Origin of the sequence: Gordonia liuliyuniae, assembly GCF_021739025.1 — a bacterium.
Classification (GTDB): Bacteria; Actinomycetota; Actinomycetes; order Mycobacteriales; family Mycobacteriaceae; genus Gordonia; species Gordonia liuliyuniae.
This window is the reverse complement of the sequence record NZ_JAKKOT010000005.1, coordinates 134766-149156: the sequence shown is the minus strand read 5'-3', so window position 1 is coordinate 149156 and position 14391 is coordinate 134766. Positions and strand designations below refer to the sequence as shown.

Annotated in this window: 13 protein-coding genes; 6 read left to right on the top strand and 7 right to left on the bottom strand. The window is 69.1% G+C overall.

Annotated elements, in window-relative coordinates; genetic code table 11:
• The first annotated feature begins 4 nt into the window (after positions 1 to 4).
• Together L5G28_RS11500 and dxs are read left to right on the top strand one after the other, a co-directional pair.
• Positions 5 to 1267, top strand: coding sequence for a class I SAM-dependent RNA methyltransferase (locus tag L5G28_RS11500; protein ID WP_237001670.1), 1263 nt, complete (start codon positions 5 to 7; stop codon positions 1265 to 1267).
• A gap of 57 nt (positions 1268 to 1324) precedes the next feature.
• The gene (dxs, locus tag L5G28_RS11495; protein ID WP_237001669.1) at positions 1325 to 3223 is read left to right on the top strand and encodes a 1-deoxy-D-xylulose-5-phosphate synthase; all 1899 of its coding nucleotides are present in this window, start codon (positions 1325 to 1327) and stop codon (positions 3221 to 3223) included.
• Between the two features lie 26 nt (positions 3224 to 3249).
• On the opposite strand, the gene L5G28_RS11490 is transcribed toward dxs, so the two are convergent.
• Both L5G28_RS11490 and L5G28_RS11485 read right to left on the bottom strand, forming a co-directional pair.
• Positions 3250 to 4494 carry an HRDC domain-containing protein gene (locus tag L5G28_RS11490; RefSeq protein ID WP_372477224.1) on the bottom strand — a complete coding sequence of 415 codons (1245 nt, stop codon included), beginning with the start codon at positions 4492 to 4494 and terminating at the stop codon, positions 3250 to 3252.
• Positions 4491 to 5123 (bottom strand): DUF3000 domain-containing protein, encoded by a 633-nt coding sequence (locus tag L5G28_RS11485; RefSeq protein ID WP_237001667.1) that lies wholly within the window; start codon positions 5121 to 5123, stop codon positions 4491 to 4493. The genes L5G28_RS11490 and L5G28_RS11485 overlap by 4 nt, the downstream gene beginning before the upstream one ends.
• A 136-nt stretch (positions 5124 to 5259) precedes the next feature.
• Between L5G28_RS11485 and hemE the strand changes: the two genes are divergently transcribed.
• The 3 genes from hemE to hemQ are packed head-to-tail and all read left to right on the top strand — an operon-like array spanning position 5260 to position 8463.
• Positions 5260 to 6285 (top strand): uroporphyrinogen decarboxylase, encoded by a 1026-nt coding sequence (gene hemE / locus L5G28_RS11480; RefSeq protein WP_237001928.1) that lies wholly within the window; start codon positions 5260 to 5262, stop codon positions 6283 to 6285.
• Entirely contained in the window at positions 6282 to 7730 is a 1449-nt protein-coding gene (locus tag L5G28_RS11475; RefSeq protein WP_237001666.1) for an FAD-dependent oxidoreductase, read from the top strand. The genes hemE and L5G28_RS11475 overlap by 4 nt, the downstream gene beginning before the upstream one ends.
• A 37-nt stretch (positions 7731 to 7767) precedes the next feature.
• Positions 7768 to 8463 carry a hydrogen peroxide-dependent heme synthase gene (gene hemQ / locus L5G28_RS11470; RefSeq protein WP_237001665.1) on the top strand — a complete coding sequence of 232 codons (696 nt, stop codon included), beginning with the start codon at positions 7768 to 7770 and terminating at the stop codon, positions 8461 to 8463.
• Between the two features lie 128 nt (positions 8464 to 8591).
• On the opposite strand, the gene msrB is transcribed toward hemQ, so the two are convergent.
• The 4 genes from msrB to L5G28_RS11450 are packed head-to-tail and all read right to left on the bottom strand — an operon-like array spanning position 8592 to position 12693.
• The gene (msrB, locus tag L5G28_RS11465; RefSeq protein WP_237001664.1) at positions 8592 to 9056 is read right to left on the bottom strand and encodes a peptide-methionine (R)-S-oxide reductase MsrB; all 465 of its coding nucleotides are present in this window, start codon (positions 9054 to 9056) and stop codon (positions 8592 to 8594) included.
• A 19-nt stretch (positions 9057 to 9075) separates the two neighbouring features.
• Complete coding sequence (locus L5G28_RS11460; RefSeq protein WP_237001663.1) at positions 9076 to 10308, bottom strand: glycosyltransferase family 87 protein; 1233 nt, start codon at positions 10306 to 10308, stop codon at positions 9076 to 9078.
• 35 nt (positions 10309 to 10343) lie between these two features.
• Complete coding sequence (locus tag L5G28_RS11455; RefSeq protein ID WP_237001662.1) at positions 10344 to 11906, bottom strand: alpha/beta fold hydrolase; 1563 nt, start codon at positions 11904 to 11906, stop codon at positions 10344 to 10346.
• A gap of 10 nt (positions 11907 to 11916) precedes the next feature.
• Complete coding sequence (locus tag L5G28_RS11450; protein ID WP_237001661.1) at positions 11917 to 12693, bottom strand: dihydrofolate reductase family protein; 777 nt, start codon at positions 12691 to 12693, stop codon at positions 11917 to 11919.
• 20 nt (positions 12694 to 12713) lie between these two features.
• On the opposite strand from L5G28_RS11450, the gene zapE reads away from it, so the two are divergent.
• Complete coding sequence (zapE, locus tag L5G28_RS11445; protein WP_236997294.1) at positions 12714 to 13733, top strand: cell division protein ZapE; 1020 nt, start codon at positions 12714 to 12716, stop codon at positions 13731 to 13733.
• A 66-nt stretch (positions 13734 to 13799) separates the two neighbouring features.
• Here the strand turns inward: zapE and L5G28_RS11440 are convergent, their stop codons facing one another.
• Positions 13800 to 14381 (bottom strand): GNAT family N-acetyltransferase, encoded by a 582-nt coding sequence (locus L5G28_RS11440; protein ID WP_237001660.1) that lies wholly within the window; start codon positions 14379 to 14381, stop codon positions 13800 to 13802.
• Between the last annotated feature and the right edge of the window lie 10 nt (positions 14382 to 14391).

The window sequence follows — 14391 nt, the reverse complement described above, 5'->3', positions numbered from 1 at the left end:
TCCTATGGCCGATCTCGATCTCGATCTCGACGTCACCGGATACGCGAACGGCGGGGCCGGCGTCGCCCGGCACGACGGACGCGTCGTCTTCGTCACTGGAGCGTTGCCCGGCGAACGGGTACGCGCCCGCATCGTCGACGACAGCAAGGCGTCGTTCGCGCGGGCTGCAGTCGTCGAGGTCCTCGACGCCAGTGAGCACCGGGTGGACGAGCAGTGCCGTGCGGCCGCCGCAGGCGCTGGCTGCTGCGACCTGTCGTTCGTCGACGCCGACTACGCGCGCGAACTCGGAGCCGTCGCATTGGGCGACGTGCTGACACGCATCGGCAGATTCTCCTCGGACGGTTTGGAAGCGCCGACGGTCGCCGCGCTCGGCGATGAGGTCACCGGGTGGCGGGTGCGGACGCGCCTCGCAGTCGCGGCCGACGGGACGGTCGGCCTGCGCGGGCGCAAGTCCGCCGAACTGGTGACGGTGCCGTGCGCGGCACCCGTGGCGGGGCTGCTCGACGGCGTCGCCGAGTTGGGCGGTGCGGCGGGGACCGAACTGGTGCTGGCGGTCGGCAGCGACGGTCGGCGCCACATCGCCGAACTCGCGGCGCCCACGCAGGCAGGCGGTCGAGGCAAGGATCGGCGAGGACGCGCCCAGCGCGCTCGATCGGCGCGCAGCGCGCCGCGGACGGTCCGCACCGTCGAAGGCCGTCCGCACGTCGAGTACACGGTGGGGAAGCGGACCTGGTCGATTCCGGTGACCGGCTTCTGGCAGGCGCACCGCAACGCGCCCGACGTCTACTCGGCGACGGCCGTCGACTTGCTCGAGACGGTCGGCGTCACCGGCGACGTGCACCTCTGGGATCTGTACGGCGGCGCGGGCGTGTTCACCGCGGCGCTGTGCGACGCCGACGGCGGATTCACGGTGACGGGCAGCGACATCGTGGACACCGATCCGGGTGCGCTCGCGGCAGCCGACCGCGTCCTCGCCGACGAGCCGGCCGTCACCCACCGCGGACAGGTCGCGGCGACGATCGCCGACCTCGCCCACCCCGACGTCGTCGTATCCGATCCGCCGCGGTCGGGCGCCGGAGCCGACGTCGTCGACGCCATCGTCGCGGCATCGCCGTCGGCCGTGGTGCACGTCGGATGCGATGCTGCGGCGTTCGCCCGCGACCTCGGCAGATTCGCGGCGCAGGGCTATCGGGTGCGCGCCTGGCAGGGGTTCGCCGCGTTCCCGATGACCCATCATGTCGAGGGCATGGCGGTGCTGACTCAGTAGTGTGGCGTCGAATCCGTAGACTGGTCCAGATCACCGTTTCTTGAGGAGGGACCGCACATGGGAGTGCTGGATCGAGTGGATTCACCGGCTGATGTGCGGGCGTGCTCGTCGGCGGAACTCGAGCAGCTGGCGTCCGAGATCCGCGGCTTCCTGATCGAGAAGGTCGCGGCGACCGGAGGTCACCTCGGACCGAACCTCGGCGTCGTCGAGTTGACGCTCGCGATCCACCGCGTGTTCGAGTCCCCGATCGACCCGATCCTGTTCGACACCGGGCACCAGTGCTATGTGCACAAGATCGTCACCGGACGCAAGGGCGGGTTCGACACGCTGCGTCAGCGCGGTGGCCTCACCGGCTACCAGGATCGCACCGAGAGTCCGCACGACTGGATCGAGTCGTCGCACGCGTCTGCGGCATTGTCGAACGCCGACGGACTGGCGAAGGCGTTCGAGCTGGCGGCGAAGACGCCAGGGCATCTGTCGGCCGTCGAACGCGAGCGGACCGTCGTCGCAGTCGTCGGCGACGGTGCGCTGACCGGCGGCATGTGTTGGGAGGCGCTCAACAACATCGCCGACGGCGACCGTCCCGTTGTGATCGTCGTCAACGACAACGGGCGGTCGTATGCGCCGACCATCGGCGGGCTCGCGAAGAACCTGTCCGCGCTCCGACTCCAACCCGGCTACGAACGAGTCCTCGCCGCGGGTCGACGCAAGCTCCGCGGGCTCCCCGTCGTCGGCGACGCCGCGTACGCCGTCCTGCACGGCATGAAGAGCGGTGTGAAGGATCTGGTGTCGCCGCAGGCGATGTTCGCCGACCTCGGACTCAAGTACGTCGGCCCCGTCGACGGGCACGATCTGGAGGCGCTGGAAGCGGCGCTGCGTCGCGCGAAGGCGTTCGGCGGCCCGGTGATCGTGCACGCGGTGACCCGCAAGGGCATGGGGTACGCGCCCGCCGAAGCCGACGAGGCCGAGCAGATGCATTCGACCAGCAAGATGGATCCGGCCACCGGCAAAGCCACGTCGGTCGCCGTGAAGGACTGGACGTCGGTGTTCTCCGACGCGCTCGTCGAGGAAGGGGAGCGTCGCCCGGAAGTCGTGGCGATCACCGCCGCGATGCCCGGGCCCACCGGACTCGTTCCGTTCGGCGAACGGTTTCCGGACCGCATGTTCGACGTCGGGATCGCCGAGCAGCACGGCATGACGTCGGCGGCCGGTCTCGCGCTGGGCGGCATGCACCCGGTCCTCGCGATCTATGCGACGTTCCTCAATCGCGCGTTCGACCAGTTGCTGATGGACGTCGCGCTGTTGAAGCTGCCGGTGACCCTGGTCCTCGACCGGTCCGGCGTCACCGGTCCGGACGGTCCGAGCCACCACGGGATGTGGGATCTGTCGCTGATGTCGTTGGTGCCGGGCATGCGGGTGGCAGCGCCGCGCGACGAGATCCGCGTGCGTGAAGAGCTCGCCGAGGCCCTCGACGTCGCCGACGGCCCGACCGCGGTCCGATACTCCAAAGGCGGAGTGCCCGACGACATTCCGGCGCTACGTCGGACGTCGGACGGCGTCGACGTCCTCGCGGACGGCGGCGACAACGGGGCCGACGTCCTCATCGTCGGTGTCGGCGCGTTCGCGCAGTTGGCCCTCGACGTCGCCGACAACCTGTCGTCGCACTCGGTGACAGCGACCGTCGTCGACCCGCGGTGGGTGCTTCCGGTGCCCGGATCGATCGCGGTCCTCGCGCGCGACCATCGACTGGTGGTGACGCTCGAGGACGGCGGCGTGCAAGGCGGCGTCGGCGGAGCCGTCGCCCGAGCGCTGGCCGACGCAGGCGTGTCGACGCCGGTCCGTCAGCGGGGCGTCCCACAGGAGTTCATCGCGCACTCGACGCGCGATCAGATCCTAAACGACGTCGGGCTGACCGCGACCGATCTCGCCGAGTCGATCGTCAAAGATCTGACGTGAGGCACGCGGCGGGCTGATGAGGCGGGTTAGCTCGCCGTGCTCGCCAGCGCCTGCTCGATCGCCTCGGCGGCCAACCCCACCTGCCAGGGGCGGGCGCCGAGTTCGGTGAGTCGCGTTGCGACGTCGACGCCGTCGGTGAGCCCGAACCAGCAGAAGTCGCGGACCACCGACGGTGCGAGCAGATTCTCGGCAGGCACACCGATCGACTCGGCGAGCTCTTTGACCGCCGGGCGCACCGCGTGCGCGCGAGCCGCCGCCACCGGGTGCTTCGGTTCCCACCGATTGATCGGCGGCACACCTGTCTGCGGTGACTTCTTCGGCGGCAGTTCGGCCTCCGGCAGAGTCCGCGCGCGATCGATCGCGGCCATCCAGGTGCTCGCCTGTCGGCGTTGGCGCGGGCCGCCGAACACCGGCAGTGCGGTGAGGTCGGCCACGCTCTTCGGGCTGGTCGTCGCCGCGTGCACGATCGCCGAGTCCGGGAGGATCCGGCCGGGGGCGATGTCGCGTCGTCGAGCGATCTCCTCGCGGGCCGACCAGAGTTCGCGGACGGTCGCCAACTGGCGGGCAGCCTTGAGGCCGTGGATGCCGGATGTGCGCCGCCACCGGTCGGTCTTGGGTTCGGCAGGCGGGCGGGCGAGCACGGCGGCGAACTCTTCGAGCGCCCACTGGTCGCGACCGGTCTCACGCAGGGACGCGCTGACCGCGTCGCGCAGTTCGACGAGGACTTCCACGTCGAGCGCCGCGTAGTTCAACCAGTCGTCGGGCAGCGGGCGCCGCGACCAGTCGGCGGCTCCGTGCCCTTTGGCGAGCCCGAGATGCAGGAACTCGGCGACCATCGCCGCCAGATTGACCTTCGGGACGTTCAGGAGACGGCCGGCCAGCTCGGTGTCGAACAGGTTCTCGCACACGAATCCGAGTTCGCGGAGACACGGCAGGTCTTGATCGGCCGCGTGCAGGATCCACTGCGGCCCCGTCATCACGTCGATGATCGGTGTCAACGCCTCAGGGTGGGGGATCGGGTCGAGTAGGAAGCTGCCCGACCCGGTCCGGCGCAGTTGGACGAGGTAGGCCCGTTGGGAGTATTTGAATCCGCTCGCGCGCTCGGTGTCGACGGAGATCGGTCCGGTGCCCGCGGCCAGACGTGCGGCGACCGACGCGAACTCGTCGGGTGTCGACACGACCGAGGGGACACCTTCGCGCGGCGCGGTCAACGGAACGACCGGCGTCTCCGGCTCCTGGTCGGTGTCGGTATCGCTCACCGAACGCCTCAGACCGCGCCGAGCGACGAGACGCCCGCGGGCGGCAACCCGGCGACCGAGGCCAGCACCTCGCAGAACGCTTCCAGGTGCACCGAGAGGTCAGCGCCGGTCGCGGTCCACGACGCACGCAACTCCAGCTGATGCGACTGCGGCGGGCCTGCGATGTCGCCGTACCGCACCGAGGTCGTCGCGGTCACGGTTCCGCCGAGTGCCCGGACCACCGGCTCGTCGCTGCCGAACGGCGGCGTCGACTCGGTGTCGTCCGCGGGGACGCCGAGGGCTTCGGCCAGCCAACTCCACGCGACCTGTGGCAGCAGCGGATCGGCGGCCAGTGCGGCCTCGACCTCGGCCTGAATGAACGCGACGAGGCGGAACGTGCCGTTCCACGCATCCTGTCCATCCGGGTCATAGAGGAGGACGAGACGACCGAAAGAGCTGCCTGCCGAATCGGTCGGCACCTGGTTGGGATCAGTGTCGTCCGGCGGACGGACTTCGACACCGAGCGCGTAGCTGTAGGGCGCGAGACGCTGCGGGGGACGGATCGAACCGACTTCGATCTCCGACCGCACCGTCGCAGCGTGCAGCGACTGCACGGCGTCGCGGAACTCGGTCGGTTCCGTCGGGGCTCCAGAAGTGGTCACGGCCGTCAGGGTAGGCCGCGTGTCGACCCGGGTGGCGGAGGCGCGCCGGAATTATGGGGTGTGAGCGGGCGTACCGGGCATCAGATGGCACAGTGAAGACATGACTACGGTGCGTGCCCGTCGAATCTCGACCGAAATGCCGCTGATCGCCGCCGCCACAGGCAAGACCCCGTCCCGTCGACCCGTGTGGTTCATGCGGCAGGCGGGCCGTTCCCTCCCCGAATACCGGGCGATCCGCGTCGATCGCGGAATGCTCGAATCGTGCTTCGACGCCGAACTCGTCTGCGAGATCACCATGCAGCCGGTCCGCAGGCACGACACCGATGCGGCGATCTTGTTCTCCGACATCGTGGTGCCGTTGAAGGCTGCGGGCGTCGACCTGGACATCGTTCCCGGCACCGGCCCGGTCATCGCGTCGCCGATCCGCACGGCCGCTGACGTCGCAGCCCTGCCGCGACTGGAGCCGGAAGCGGTCGGCGCGGTGACCGCGGCGATCGGCCTCCTCCTGAAGGAACTGCCGCCGACGGTCTCACTCATCGGTTTCGCGGGCGCGCCGTTCACTCTCGCGTCGTACCTCATTGAGGGCGGCCCGAGCCGCACCTACGAGAACACGAAGCGGATCATGCTCGGCGATCCCGACCTGTGGCACACGCTGATGGGTCGGCTCGCCGATCTCACGATCGCGTTCCTGCAGGCACAGATCGATGCGGGCGTCGATGCCGTCCAACTGTTCGACTCGTGGGCGGGCACCCTGTCGGAGGCCGCATACGAAGCGTTCGTGGCGCCGCACTCGTCGCGGGTGATGGCCGAGATCGAGAAGTACGGGGTGCCGCGCATCCACTTCGGCGTCGGCACCGGGGAGATCTTGAACGCGATGACACGCGTCGGCACCGACGTGATCGGCGTCGACTGGCGGACCCCGTTGGACCTCGCCGCGCAGCGTGTGGGTCGCGACGTCGCGATCCAGGGCAACCTGGACCCGACGGCGCTGCTCGCCGGGCGTGAGGTGGTCCGCGGCGAGCTGTCCCGCATCGTCGCCGAAGGCGAACGCGCGATCGCCGCGGGCACGCCGGGACACATCGTGAACCTCGGGCACGGCGTCCTGCCGAACACCGAGGCGGACGCCGTCACGCACGCCGTCGAGCTCGTCCACTCGCTGTGACCGTGCGGGTCGCGGTCGTCGGCGCCGGTGTCTCCGGACTGACCGGCGCCTACGACCTGCGTCGCCTGCTCGGCGACGAGACCCGAATCGACGTCTTCTGCGCCGATGAGGCGCCCGGCGGCATCCTCGCGTCGGCGACGGTCGGCGGGCGGTCCCTGGACGTCGGGGCGGAAGCGTTCATCGTCCGACGTCCCGAAGCCCGCGACCTGGTGATCGAACTCGGGCTCGGCGGCGACATCGTCGCACCGGGCGCGCTACGCCCCGCCGTGTGGTCGGGGGGAGCCCTCCACCACCTTCCGTCGCCCGCGTTGATGGGGATCCCCGCGACTCCCGCCGCGCTCGGTGGTCTCGTCGACGACGCGCAGCGACGCATCGTCGCATCCGAGGAGGATCGACCGCTGGAGTGGACGCCCGGAGCGGACGTCGCGGTCGGCGATCTCGTCGCGGATCGGTTCGGCGAGGTCGTCGTGGCCCGAGCCGTCGACCCGATGCTGGGCGGCGTGTACTCGGCGCGGGCTCGTGACCTCGGCCTGCGGGAGGCGATTCCGGCGCTCGCTGCCGCCCTCGACGCGGGCGCCCCGTCGTTGACCGCTGCCGTCGGCGATGTGCTGTCCCGACCGACCGGGACCGGCCCGGTGTTCGGCGCATTGCGCGGCGGATACCGCATGCTGGTGGATGCTCTCGTCGACGCGGCCCGAGCCGACCTGCACGTCGGTGCGGTCGTGCGCGGTGTGCACCGCGTCGGTGCACGCTACGACCTGGACGTCGCAGGCCACGATGGTGCGGACGGGCTAACAGGGAGCGGCGCGACAGGATACGGCGCGACAGGATATGACGCGACGGGATATGACGCGACGGGATATGACGCGGTGCTCGTCGCGGTCCCCGTGTGGACGGCGGGATCGCTGCTCGGCTCGGCGGCTCCCGACGCGGGCGCCGCATTCTCCGGCGTCGACGCGGCGGGTTCGGCTGTCGTCGCATTCGCGGTGGACGGCGAGACCCCGCAGCATTCCGGTGTGCTCGTCGCATCGGACGCCGCAGACCTCTCGATCAAGGCGATCACGTTCAGCAGCCGTAAATGGCCGCACCTCGCCGGTGCGGGCGGACGTTCGGTGCTCCGCGCGTCGTTCGGCCGGCTCGGCAAGCCCGTCGTCGACACCGACGACGACCTGGTGGCCGCGGCCACCGCCGATCTCCGGACCGTGTTCGGCGCGGCGGGCCTCGCTGCGCCCGACGTCGTCGAAGCCGCAGTACAACGGTGGCCGACGGGGCTCCCGCACTACCGCCCGGGACATCTGGCGGCGATGGCGGCCGGCGTGGCCTCGCTCCCTGCCGGGATCGCGGTCGCAGGCTCCGGCTACCGGGGGGTCGGGGTGCCGGCCTGTATCGGGACTGCGCGCGACGCCGCGGCGACGCTGGCCGCACACGTGAACGCCCTCACCTGACGGCGATGCGGTATCCGAGCGGTGGCACGATGGGAGTATGAGCCGCTTGGATTACGCAGAAATCAACTCCACTCTCCGCTATCTGATGTTCTCGGTGTTCACCGTGCGCGCCGGGGAACTGCCGGAGGACCGCGCCGAGGCCGTCGCCGACTTCGAGCGTTTCATCACCGAAGTCGAGGACACCGGAGTCGTCGTGCGCGGCGTCTACGATGTGGCCGGCATGCGCGGCGACGCCGACTTCATGTTCTGGTGGCACGCGGAGACCATCGAAGCCTTGCAGGCCGCCTACTCGTCGTTCCGCCGCACCACGATCCTCGGGCGGGCCAGCGACCCGTTCTGGAGCGGTGCGGCGCTGCACCGTCCCGCCGAGTTCAACAAGAGCCACATCCCGGCGTTCATGGCGGGGGAGGAAGCAGGCGCGTACGTGTGCGTCTACCCGTTCGTCCGGTCGTACGAATGGTATTTGCTGCCCGACGAGGACCGACGCAAGATGCTCGCCGACCACGGCATGGCCGCCCGCGGCTACAAGGACGTGCGCGCCAACACAGTGCCGGCGTTCGCGCTCGGCGACTACGAGTGGATCCTCGCGTTCGAGGCTCCCGAACTGGACCGCATCGTCGACCTCATGCGTGACCTGCGTGCCACCGAGGCCCGCAATCACGTCCGCGTCGAGATCCCCTTCTTCACCGGCCCTCGCGTCGAGCCCGGCAAGCTCGTCGCCGCGCTGCCCTGACGAGTGCTGCCCTGACGAGTGCTGCCCTGACGCGTGCTGCCCGCGTGCCGGTCAGGCTCGTGCTACTGAAGGACTCGTCGTACTGATCGGGCGGAGTCGAGGTCTCGACTCCGCCCGACCAACGAGGATCAGCTCTTCGGCGCGAGCCGCAGGCTGATCGAGTTGATGCAGTACCGCAGGTCGGTGGGCGTGTCGTAGCCTTCGCCCGCGAAGACGTGACCGAGGTGGCTGTGACAGTTGGCGCACAGCACTTCGGTTCGGCGTGCGCCGAGTGAGTCGTCGTGCCGTTCGATGACGGTGTCGCCCGCTAGCGGGGTGAAGAACGACGGCCATCCGCAGTGCGATTCGAACTTGGTCTCGCTGCGGAACAGTTCGGCGCCGCATGCGCGGCACTCGTACACGCCGACGTCCTTGGTGTCGGTGTACTCCCCGGTGAAGGGGCGTTCGGTGCCTGCCTGCCGCAATACCTGGAATTCGGCTGGCGACAGACGTTCACGCCACTCGGCGTCGGTGAGCCCGGTGAAGTCAGTCGGCCCTGTTGAGTCAGTCGGCCGGGCGGAGTCTCGGCTTCCGTTCGATGCGTCGTTCGTCATATGTCCCAGGGTAGACGCGTCACGCGACGGCTGTCGGCTCCCGGGAGTCGAGTTCGTCGGCGTCGGCGTCGAGCACTCCGTCGCGTCGCATGTCGAGATACCGGAACAGCAGCGAGCAGAAGACGGCGATCATCAGCAGCGACCAGCCCCACGTGACCTTGCCGTACTCGAGATAGCGGCCGAAAGGTTCCCATTCCTTGGAATAGAAGACGTCGAACGACAGGCACCCGTAGGCGCCGAGCCAGGCGGGCCAGTTGCGGACCGCCGATCCGGCGCGGACGACAGTCATCATCAGCGGGAACAACATCATCGAGTAGTAGCCCTGGCCGAGGGCGCCGACGAGGAAGAACGTGCCGAGCAGCACGCCCGACGACGTCGCGAGCCACATCAACTCGTCGGTGCGCCGGTAGTAGCGGTACAGGAACCACAGGCTGAATACGGCCATCAGAGCGAACGCGATCCGCATCAGGAGCACCAGCCAGCCGTCGATGCCGAAGTAGGCTCCGTTGCCGGTGATGGAACTGTTGTAGTAGTCGCGCGACTCGAAGAGGTACGGGGAGGTGCGTTTGACGAAGTCCATCGGGTCGTTCGACAACGGCCACGCGAGGACGTTGAGAACCAGCGGCACGCCGACGGCGGTGATCAGGATCTTCCACTGACGGTTCAGCAGGACGAGCAGCAGGAGCGGCGCGAGGATCGGTTTGACGGCGAGTGTCAGACCGATCGCGACACCGGCCCACAGATCCTGTCTGCGCAGCATCAGCATCATGAACGCGAGCATGCCGAGGAGAACGAACGCGTTGAAGTTCGTGAAGATCAGGGTGTGCGCCACGGTCTCGGTGCTGAAGAATGCGAAGATCAGCGCGGGGAAAATCCACGAGCGGTGGTCGAAGCCGAACAGTCGGGTCAACAGGTACGCGCACACGATCAGCACGACGACGCTGATCGCGATGAACAGCCACCGCGAGTTCTGCGGGTCGATGATGGCCATCGGCGACATCAACAGGGTTCCCGACGGCGGATACAGGTAGTGCGGGTCGACCGTCTCGTAGTTCTCGTTGTAAACCGCACGCTGGTTGAGGAACGCCAACGCCGCGTTGTAGACCGGGGTGAAGTCGTCGGTGCGGGCACCGTTCACCGCCAGGATCAGTGACCGGTGGATCACCATCATGATGCTGATGGGCCAGAGGATCAGATGTCCGATACGGGTCGGATCAACGCGCGGGCGCAGGTAACGGTCTACTACGGTCACCCGCGAACCGTACTACATGCTGCCGACGAGACCGCTCACGCCGGACACGACCGCGCGGTGGGCGCCTTCATCGGCTCGGCTCCGAGATACTCGCCGAGGACGCCTGCGGCGCAGTCGCTGTGCGCGAGCACCGAGAATCCGAGGCCGTCCCAGGTGACGGCGGTCGGCGACGCTTTCGCCGCGGACAGCGTCTGGGTGAGTTGGTCGACCACCGCGCTCCCGTTGAACGGGTCGTTCGCTCCGACGAGGACCAGCGGGTTCACCGCGAGTGATTCGGGTGCGGCAGGCGCGTCGGTGCTGCCCCACCCGTCGCAGTCGGCAAGGTCGAGAGCGGTGGTGACCGCAGTCATCGCAGCGTCGTCGGACCAGTCGTCGACGAGGCCGGGCAACTCCTGCAGACCGGGTCTGCCTCGAAGGTCGTTGCACCGTCCGACGAGCCGTCCGTCGGTGCCGCGGAGGGCTTCGGCGTCGGACACGTAGGAACGCAGGGGTGCGGTGTCGCCGCGGCCTGCGTCGGCGATCGCTGCGCCGAGCTTCTTGAGGCCGGCGGGGGACATGTCGTCCAGTGCGATCGCGGTCGTGACGGCGGCGAGTACCTGTTTGTCGGACAGTCCGTCGAGGTCGTCGGCCGCCCCCGCGGTGATGACGCGGTTCAACGTTCCGGCGGCGTTGCTGCCGAGCGCGCACCCGGTGTTGGCGCAGCGCTGCGCGAAGGCGGTCAGTGACTTCTGGACGCCGCGGGCGCGCGCGGCCGCGCTCTCGCGCGCGGGGATGTTGTAGCCGACGGGGGAGTCGAGGACGAGGCGCCCCACTTGGTCGGGATGGGCTGCGGCGTACCGCAACGCGATCGACGAGCCGTCGCCGACGCCGATGAGGCCGAGCCGGTCGACACCCCAGCGGTCGCGGAGAGCTTCGAGGTCGTTGGCTGCCGCGTCGATGGAGTAGGCGAGCTGATTCGGGGAGAGCGTCTCGGTGCAGAGATCGGCCCCCGCGCGGGCTGCTGTCCCGACCTCGGTGGCGCGGGCCTTCACGTCTCGTCCGCGGCCTGCGGCGTTCGATGCGATCACGGTGCGCTGCGCGGCCGTCAGGCAGTCGACGGTCGCGCCGATCCCGGTGCCGCGGAAGTCGACGGCCACGACGGGGTTGCGGTCGAGAACGGCCTTTCCGTCGCCGTCGGCCAGCGCGAGCAGGGTGCGGGAGCTCGGTAGGTCGGTTCCGCTGGTGAGGACGAGTGGAGGAGCTTGCTTCGGTGTCGACGCGGTGCTCGCGCGCATCGCGCCGATGCGGATGGTCTCGTCGGAGTCGGAGTCGGAGTCCAGGGGGACGTCGTAGGTCGCGCATTGGACAGTGATCCCGTCGGGGACGCCGACGTCGTAGGCCCTGTCTGTCTTGTCACCGCAGGAACGCCAGTTGAGGTCGTGCTCGGGAACCGTCAGGTCGGGGAGTTTCGGCGCTTCCGTCGTGTCGCCGCCGGGGTTGTCGCCGCGGACGATGTCCGGTCCGGTGTCCGGCCCCACCGCGCAGCCCGCCGCGAGGACGGTGACAGTGGTCGCCGCCAGCAGAGCGGCGGACAGTCGTGCGCGGAGCGTGGACGGCATAGCCGCGAGCCTACCGACCGGGGTTGGCGTCGGAGTCGGGCACGGCCTCCCACAGTTGGTACAGGAAGCCTTCGTGGTCGCCGAGGACAGTGGTGGCGCGCATCGGGTAGGGGAGGCGGAAGGGGAGGGCGAGGTCCTGGTCTCTGATCGGCGTGGCTGCGCCGTGGGCGATCCGAGGTGCGTCACCGAGGGCCAGCGTCGGGCTGACGGTGAGGACCAGCTGGTCGAGGACTCCGGCAGCGGCGAACGCGGCGAGCAGCCGGGGGCCGCCTTCGAGGTCGATGCGCGTGAGTCCTCGGGAGGCCAGTTCGGCGACGAGGACCACCGGGTCGACATCGTCGGTGCCGCAGTCGACGACCGTCGCCCCCGCGGCGGTCAGCCGCCTCCGAGCGTCGGCGGGCGCCGCAGTGCAGGTGGCGATGAGCACGTTCGGCGCGGCGACGGTCGTGAAGTCGTCCGGCAGCGCGAGTGTGCGCGAGGTGAGCACCAGAGGTGTGGGCGGGGTGTCGCCGTCCGGCACTGCTGGGCCGTATCCCTCGTCGACCGCGGTTTGGGCGCCGACGACGATCACGTCCGCGAGACGGCGCACCGTGTGGAAGACGAGGTGATCGCCGTCGCCGCCCAACATGCCGGATCGACGGCCGATCGTCGCCGAACCGTCGACGCTGGCGATCATCATCGCGCGGACCGTCGGGGCGATGCGATCAGGAAACGCGAGCACACGGGGCAGGTCGTCCGCTGTGACGTCTGTCGCTTTCTGCATGAGGAACATGAAGCCATCATCCATGTGGTCGATATCCTTACCGGATGCTGGCACGACTGAGCGACCGGAACCCTGTTCTGGCCCCCGACCAACTCATCGGTGAAATGGTTCCGCCGAGGATGTTCGACGAGGTGAGCTTCGACTCGTACATCCCCGACCCGAACGAGCCGAGTCAGGCGGCGGCGGTCGCTGCCGCCCGCGATTTCGTCGCACGGGCGTCCACTGTCCGGTCCGGTGCCAAGAAGAAGGGCCTGTTCCGGAAGGCGTCGACGCCGGAAGGTATCGGCCTCTACCTGGACGGCGGCTTCGGCGTCGGAAAGACCCACCTGCTGGCGTCGGTCTACCACTCGATGCCCGGCCCCAAGGCATTCGCGACGTTCGGTGAAGTGACGAACGTCGTCGGCGCCCTCGGTTATCTCGACGCGCTGGATCGTCTCGCCGACCACAGCGTGCTGTGCATCGACGAGTTCGAACTCGACGATCCGGGCGACACGATGGTCGTCTCGCGTCTGCTGACCGAACTCGTCGCGCGTGGCGTGTCGATCGTCGCGACGTCGAACACCCTGCCGGGTCAGCTCGGTGAAGGCCGCTTCGCCGCGCAGGACTTTCTCCGCGAGATCCAGAAGCTGTCGGCGATCTTCGAGACGATCCGAGTGGACGGCCCCGACTACCGTCACCGTGACCTTCCGCCCGCGCCGGAGCCGTCGAGCGACACCGCGCTCGAGGAGTTGGCCGCCGCCACCGAGGGCGCCACTCTCGACCGGTACGACGATCTCGTCGCGCACCTGGCCAAGCTGCATCCGTCGAAGTACAAGTCGCTGGTCGACGGTGTCACCCTGGTCTGCATCGAGGATCTGCGGCCGGCAGCCGACCAGGCTGTTGCTCTGCGTCTCGTCGCGCTCGCCGACCGCCTGTACGACGCGGAGATCCCGGTCAGCGTGTCGGGTGTGAAGCTCGACGAGATCTTCCCCCCGGAGATGGTTGCGGGCGGTTACCGCAAGAAGTATCTGCGGGCCACGTCGCGTCTGCTCGCGCTGTCCCGTTTCGCGGAGGCCGACGCGTAGGGGGCTGTTCTGCTGGGTGAGTGCCCTGTTGGTCGAGTGCCCTGTTGGTTGAGCAGAGCCTCGACCTTAGAGTTGCCGCCCCATCACGTGGTCGTGTTCCACCATTCCGTTCATGTCGAACGTTCTGGTCCCGATCTGGGTGAAGCCCATTTTGCGGTAGTACTTCTGGGCGCGTTCGTTGAGCTCGTTGACGCCCAGCCAGATGTAGTCGGCTCCGTGTTCGTGGGCGGCGCTGAGGGACGCCTGCATGAGCGCGTGCGCCGGCTTGGCGTCGTTGCGTGCGGCGTGATGGTCGGGGAGCACGTACATCTTGGACACTTCGGCGACGGCGTCGGCAGCGAGTGCGGTCGCTCCGTCGTCTGCCGATTCGAGAGCGGCGAGAACCTGCGGATCGTCCGGCCGCCCGTAGACGAGCAGCGCATAGCCGATCATCGCTCCGGTGCCGTCGTGCGCGGCGAGCACCTGTTTTCCCAGGTCGGCGATGTACTCGGCGAACTTGTCGGCCGACAGGTGCGCGTCGATGTGGGCCGCGATGTTCTCGGGCTTCGAGTGCGGCGGGCACGCGAGCGGGAACGTCGCCGCGGCGACGGCGGCGACGGCTTCGGCGCGGGTCGATTCGGTGACGGTGCCGACGATCAGAGACTTCACCCGGTACACG

Excerpts from the sequence above, each read along its gene's own strand:
- L5G28_RS11500 (WP_237001670.1), top strand. The coding sequence starts at position 5 with ATGGCCGATCTCGATCTCGATCTCGACGTCACCGGATACGCGAACGGC.
- dxs (WP_237001669.1), top strand. The coding sequence starts at position 1,325 with ATGGGAGTGCTGGATCGAGTGGATTCACCGGCTGATGTGCGGGCGTGC.
- hemE (WP_237001928.1), top strand. The coding sequence starts at position 5,260 with ATGCCGCTGATCGCCGCCGCCACAGGCAAGACCCCGTCCCGTCGACCC.
- hemQ (WP_237001665.1), top strand. The coding sequence starts at position 7,768 with ATGAGCCGCTTGGATTACGCAGAAATCAACTCCACTCTCCGCTATCTG.
- msrB (WP_237001664.1), bottom strand. The coding sequence starts at position 9,056 with ATGACGAACGACGCATCGAACGGAAGCCGAGACTCCGCCCGGCCGACT.
- L5G28_RS11455 (WP_237001662.1), bottom strand. The coding sequence starts at position 11,906 with ATGCCGTCCACGCTCCGCGCACGACTGTCCGCCGCTCTGCTGGCGGCG.
- L5G28_RS11450 (WP_237001661.1), bottom strand. The coding sequence starts at position 12,693 with ATGGATGATGGCTTCATGTTCCTCATGCAGAAAGCGACAGACGTCACA.
- zapE (WP_236997294.1), top strand. The coding sequence starts at position 12,714 with ATGCTGGCACGACTGAGCGACCGGAACCCTGTTCTGGCCCCCGACCAA.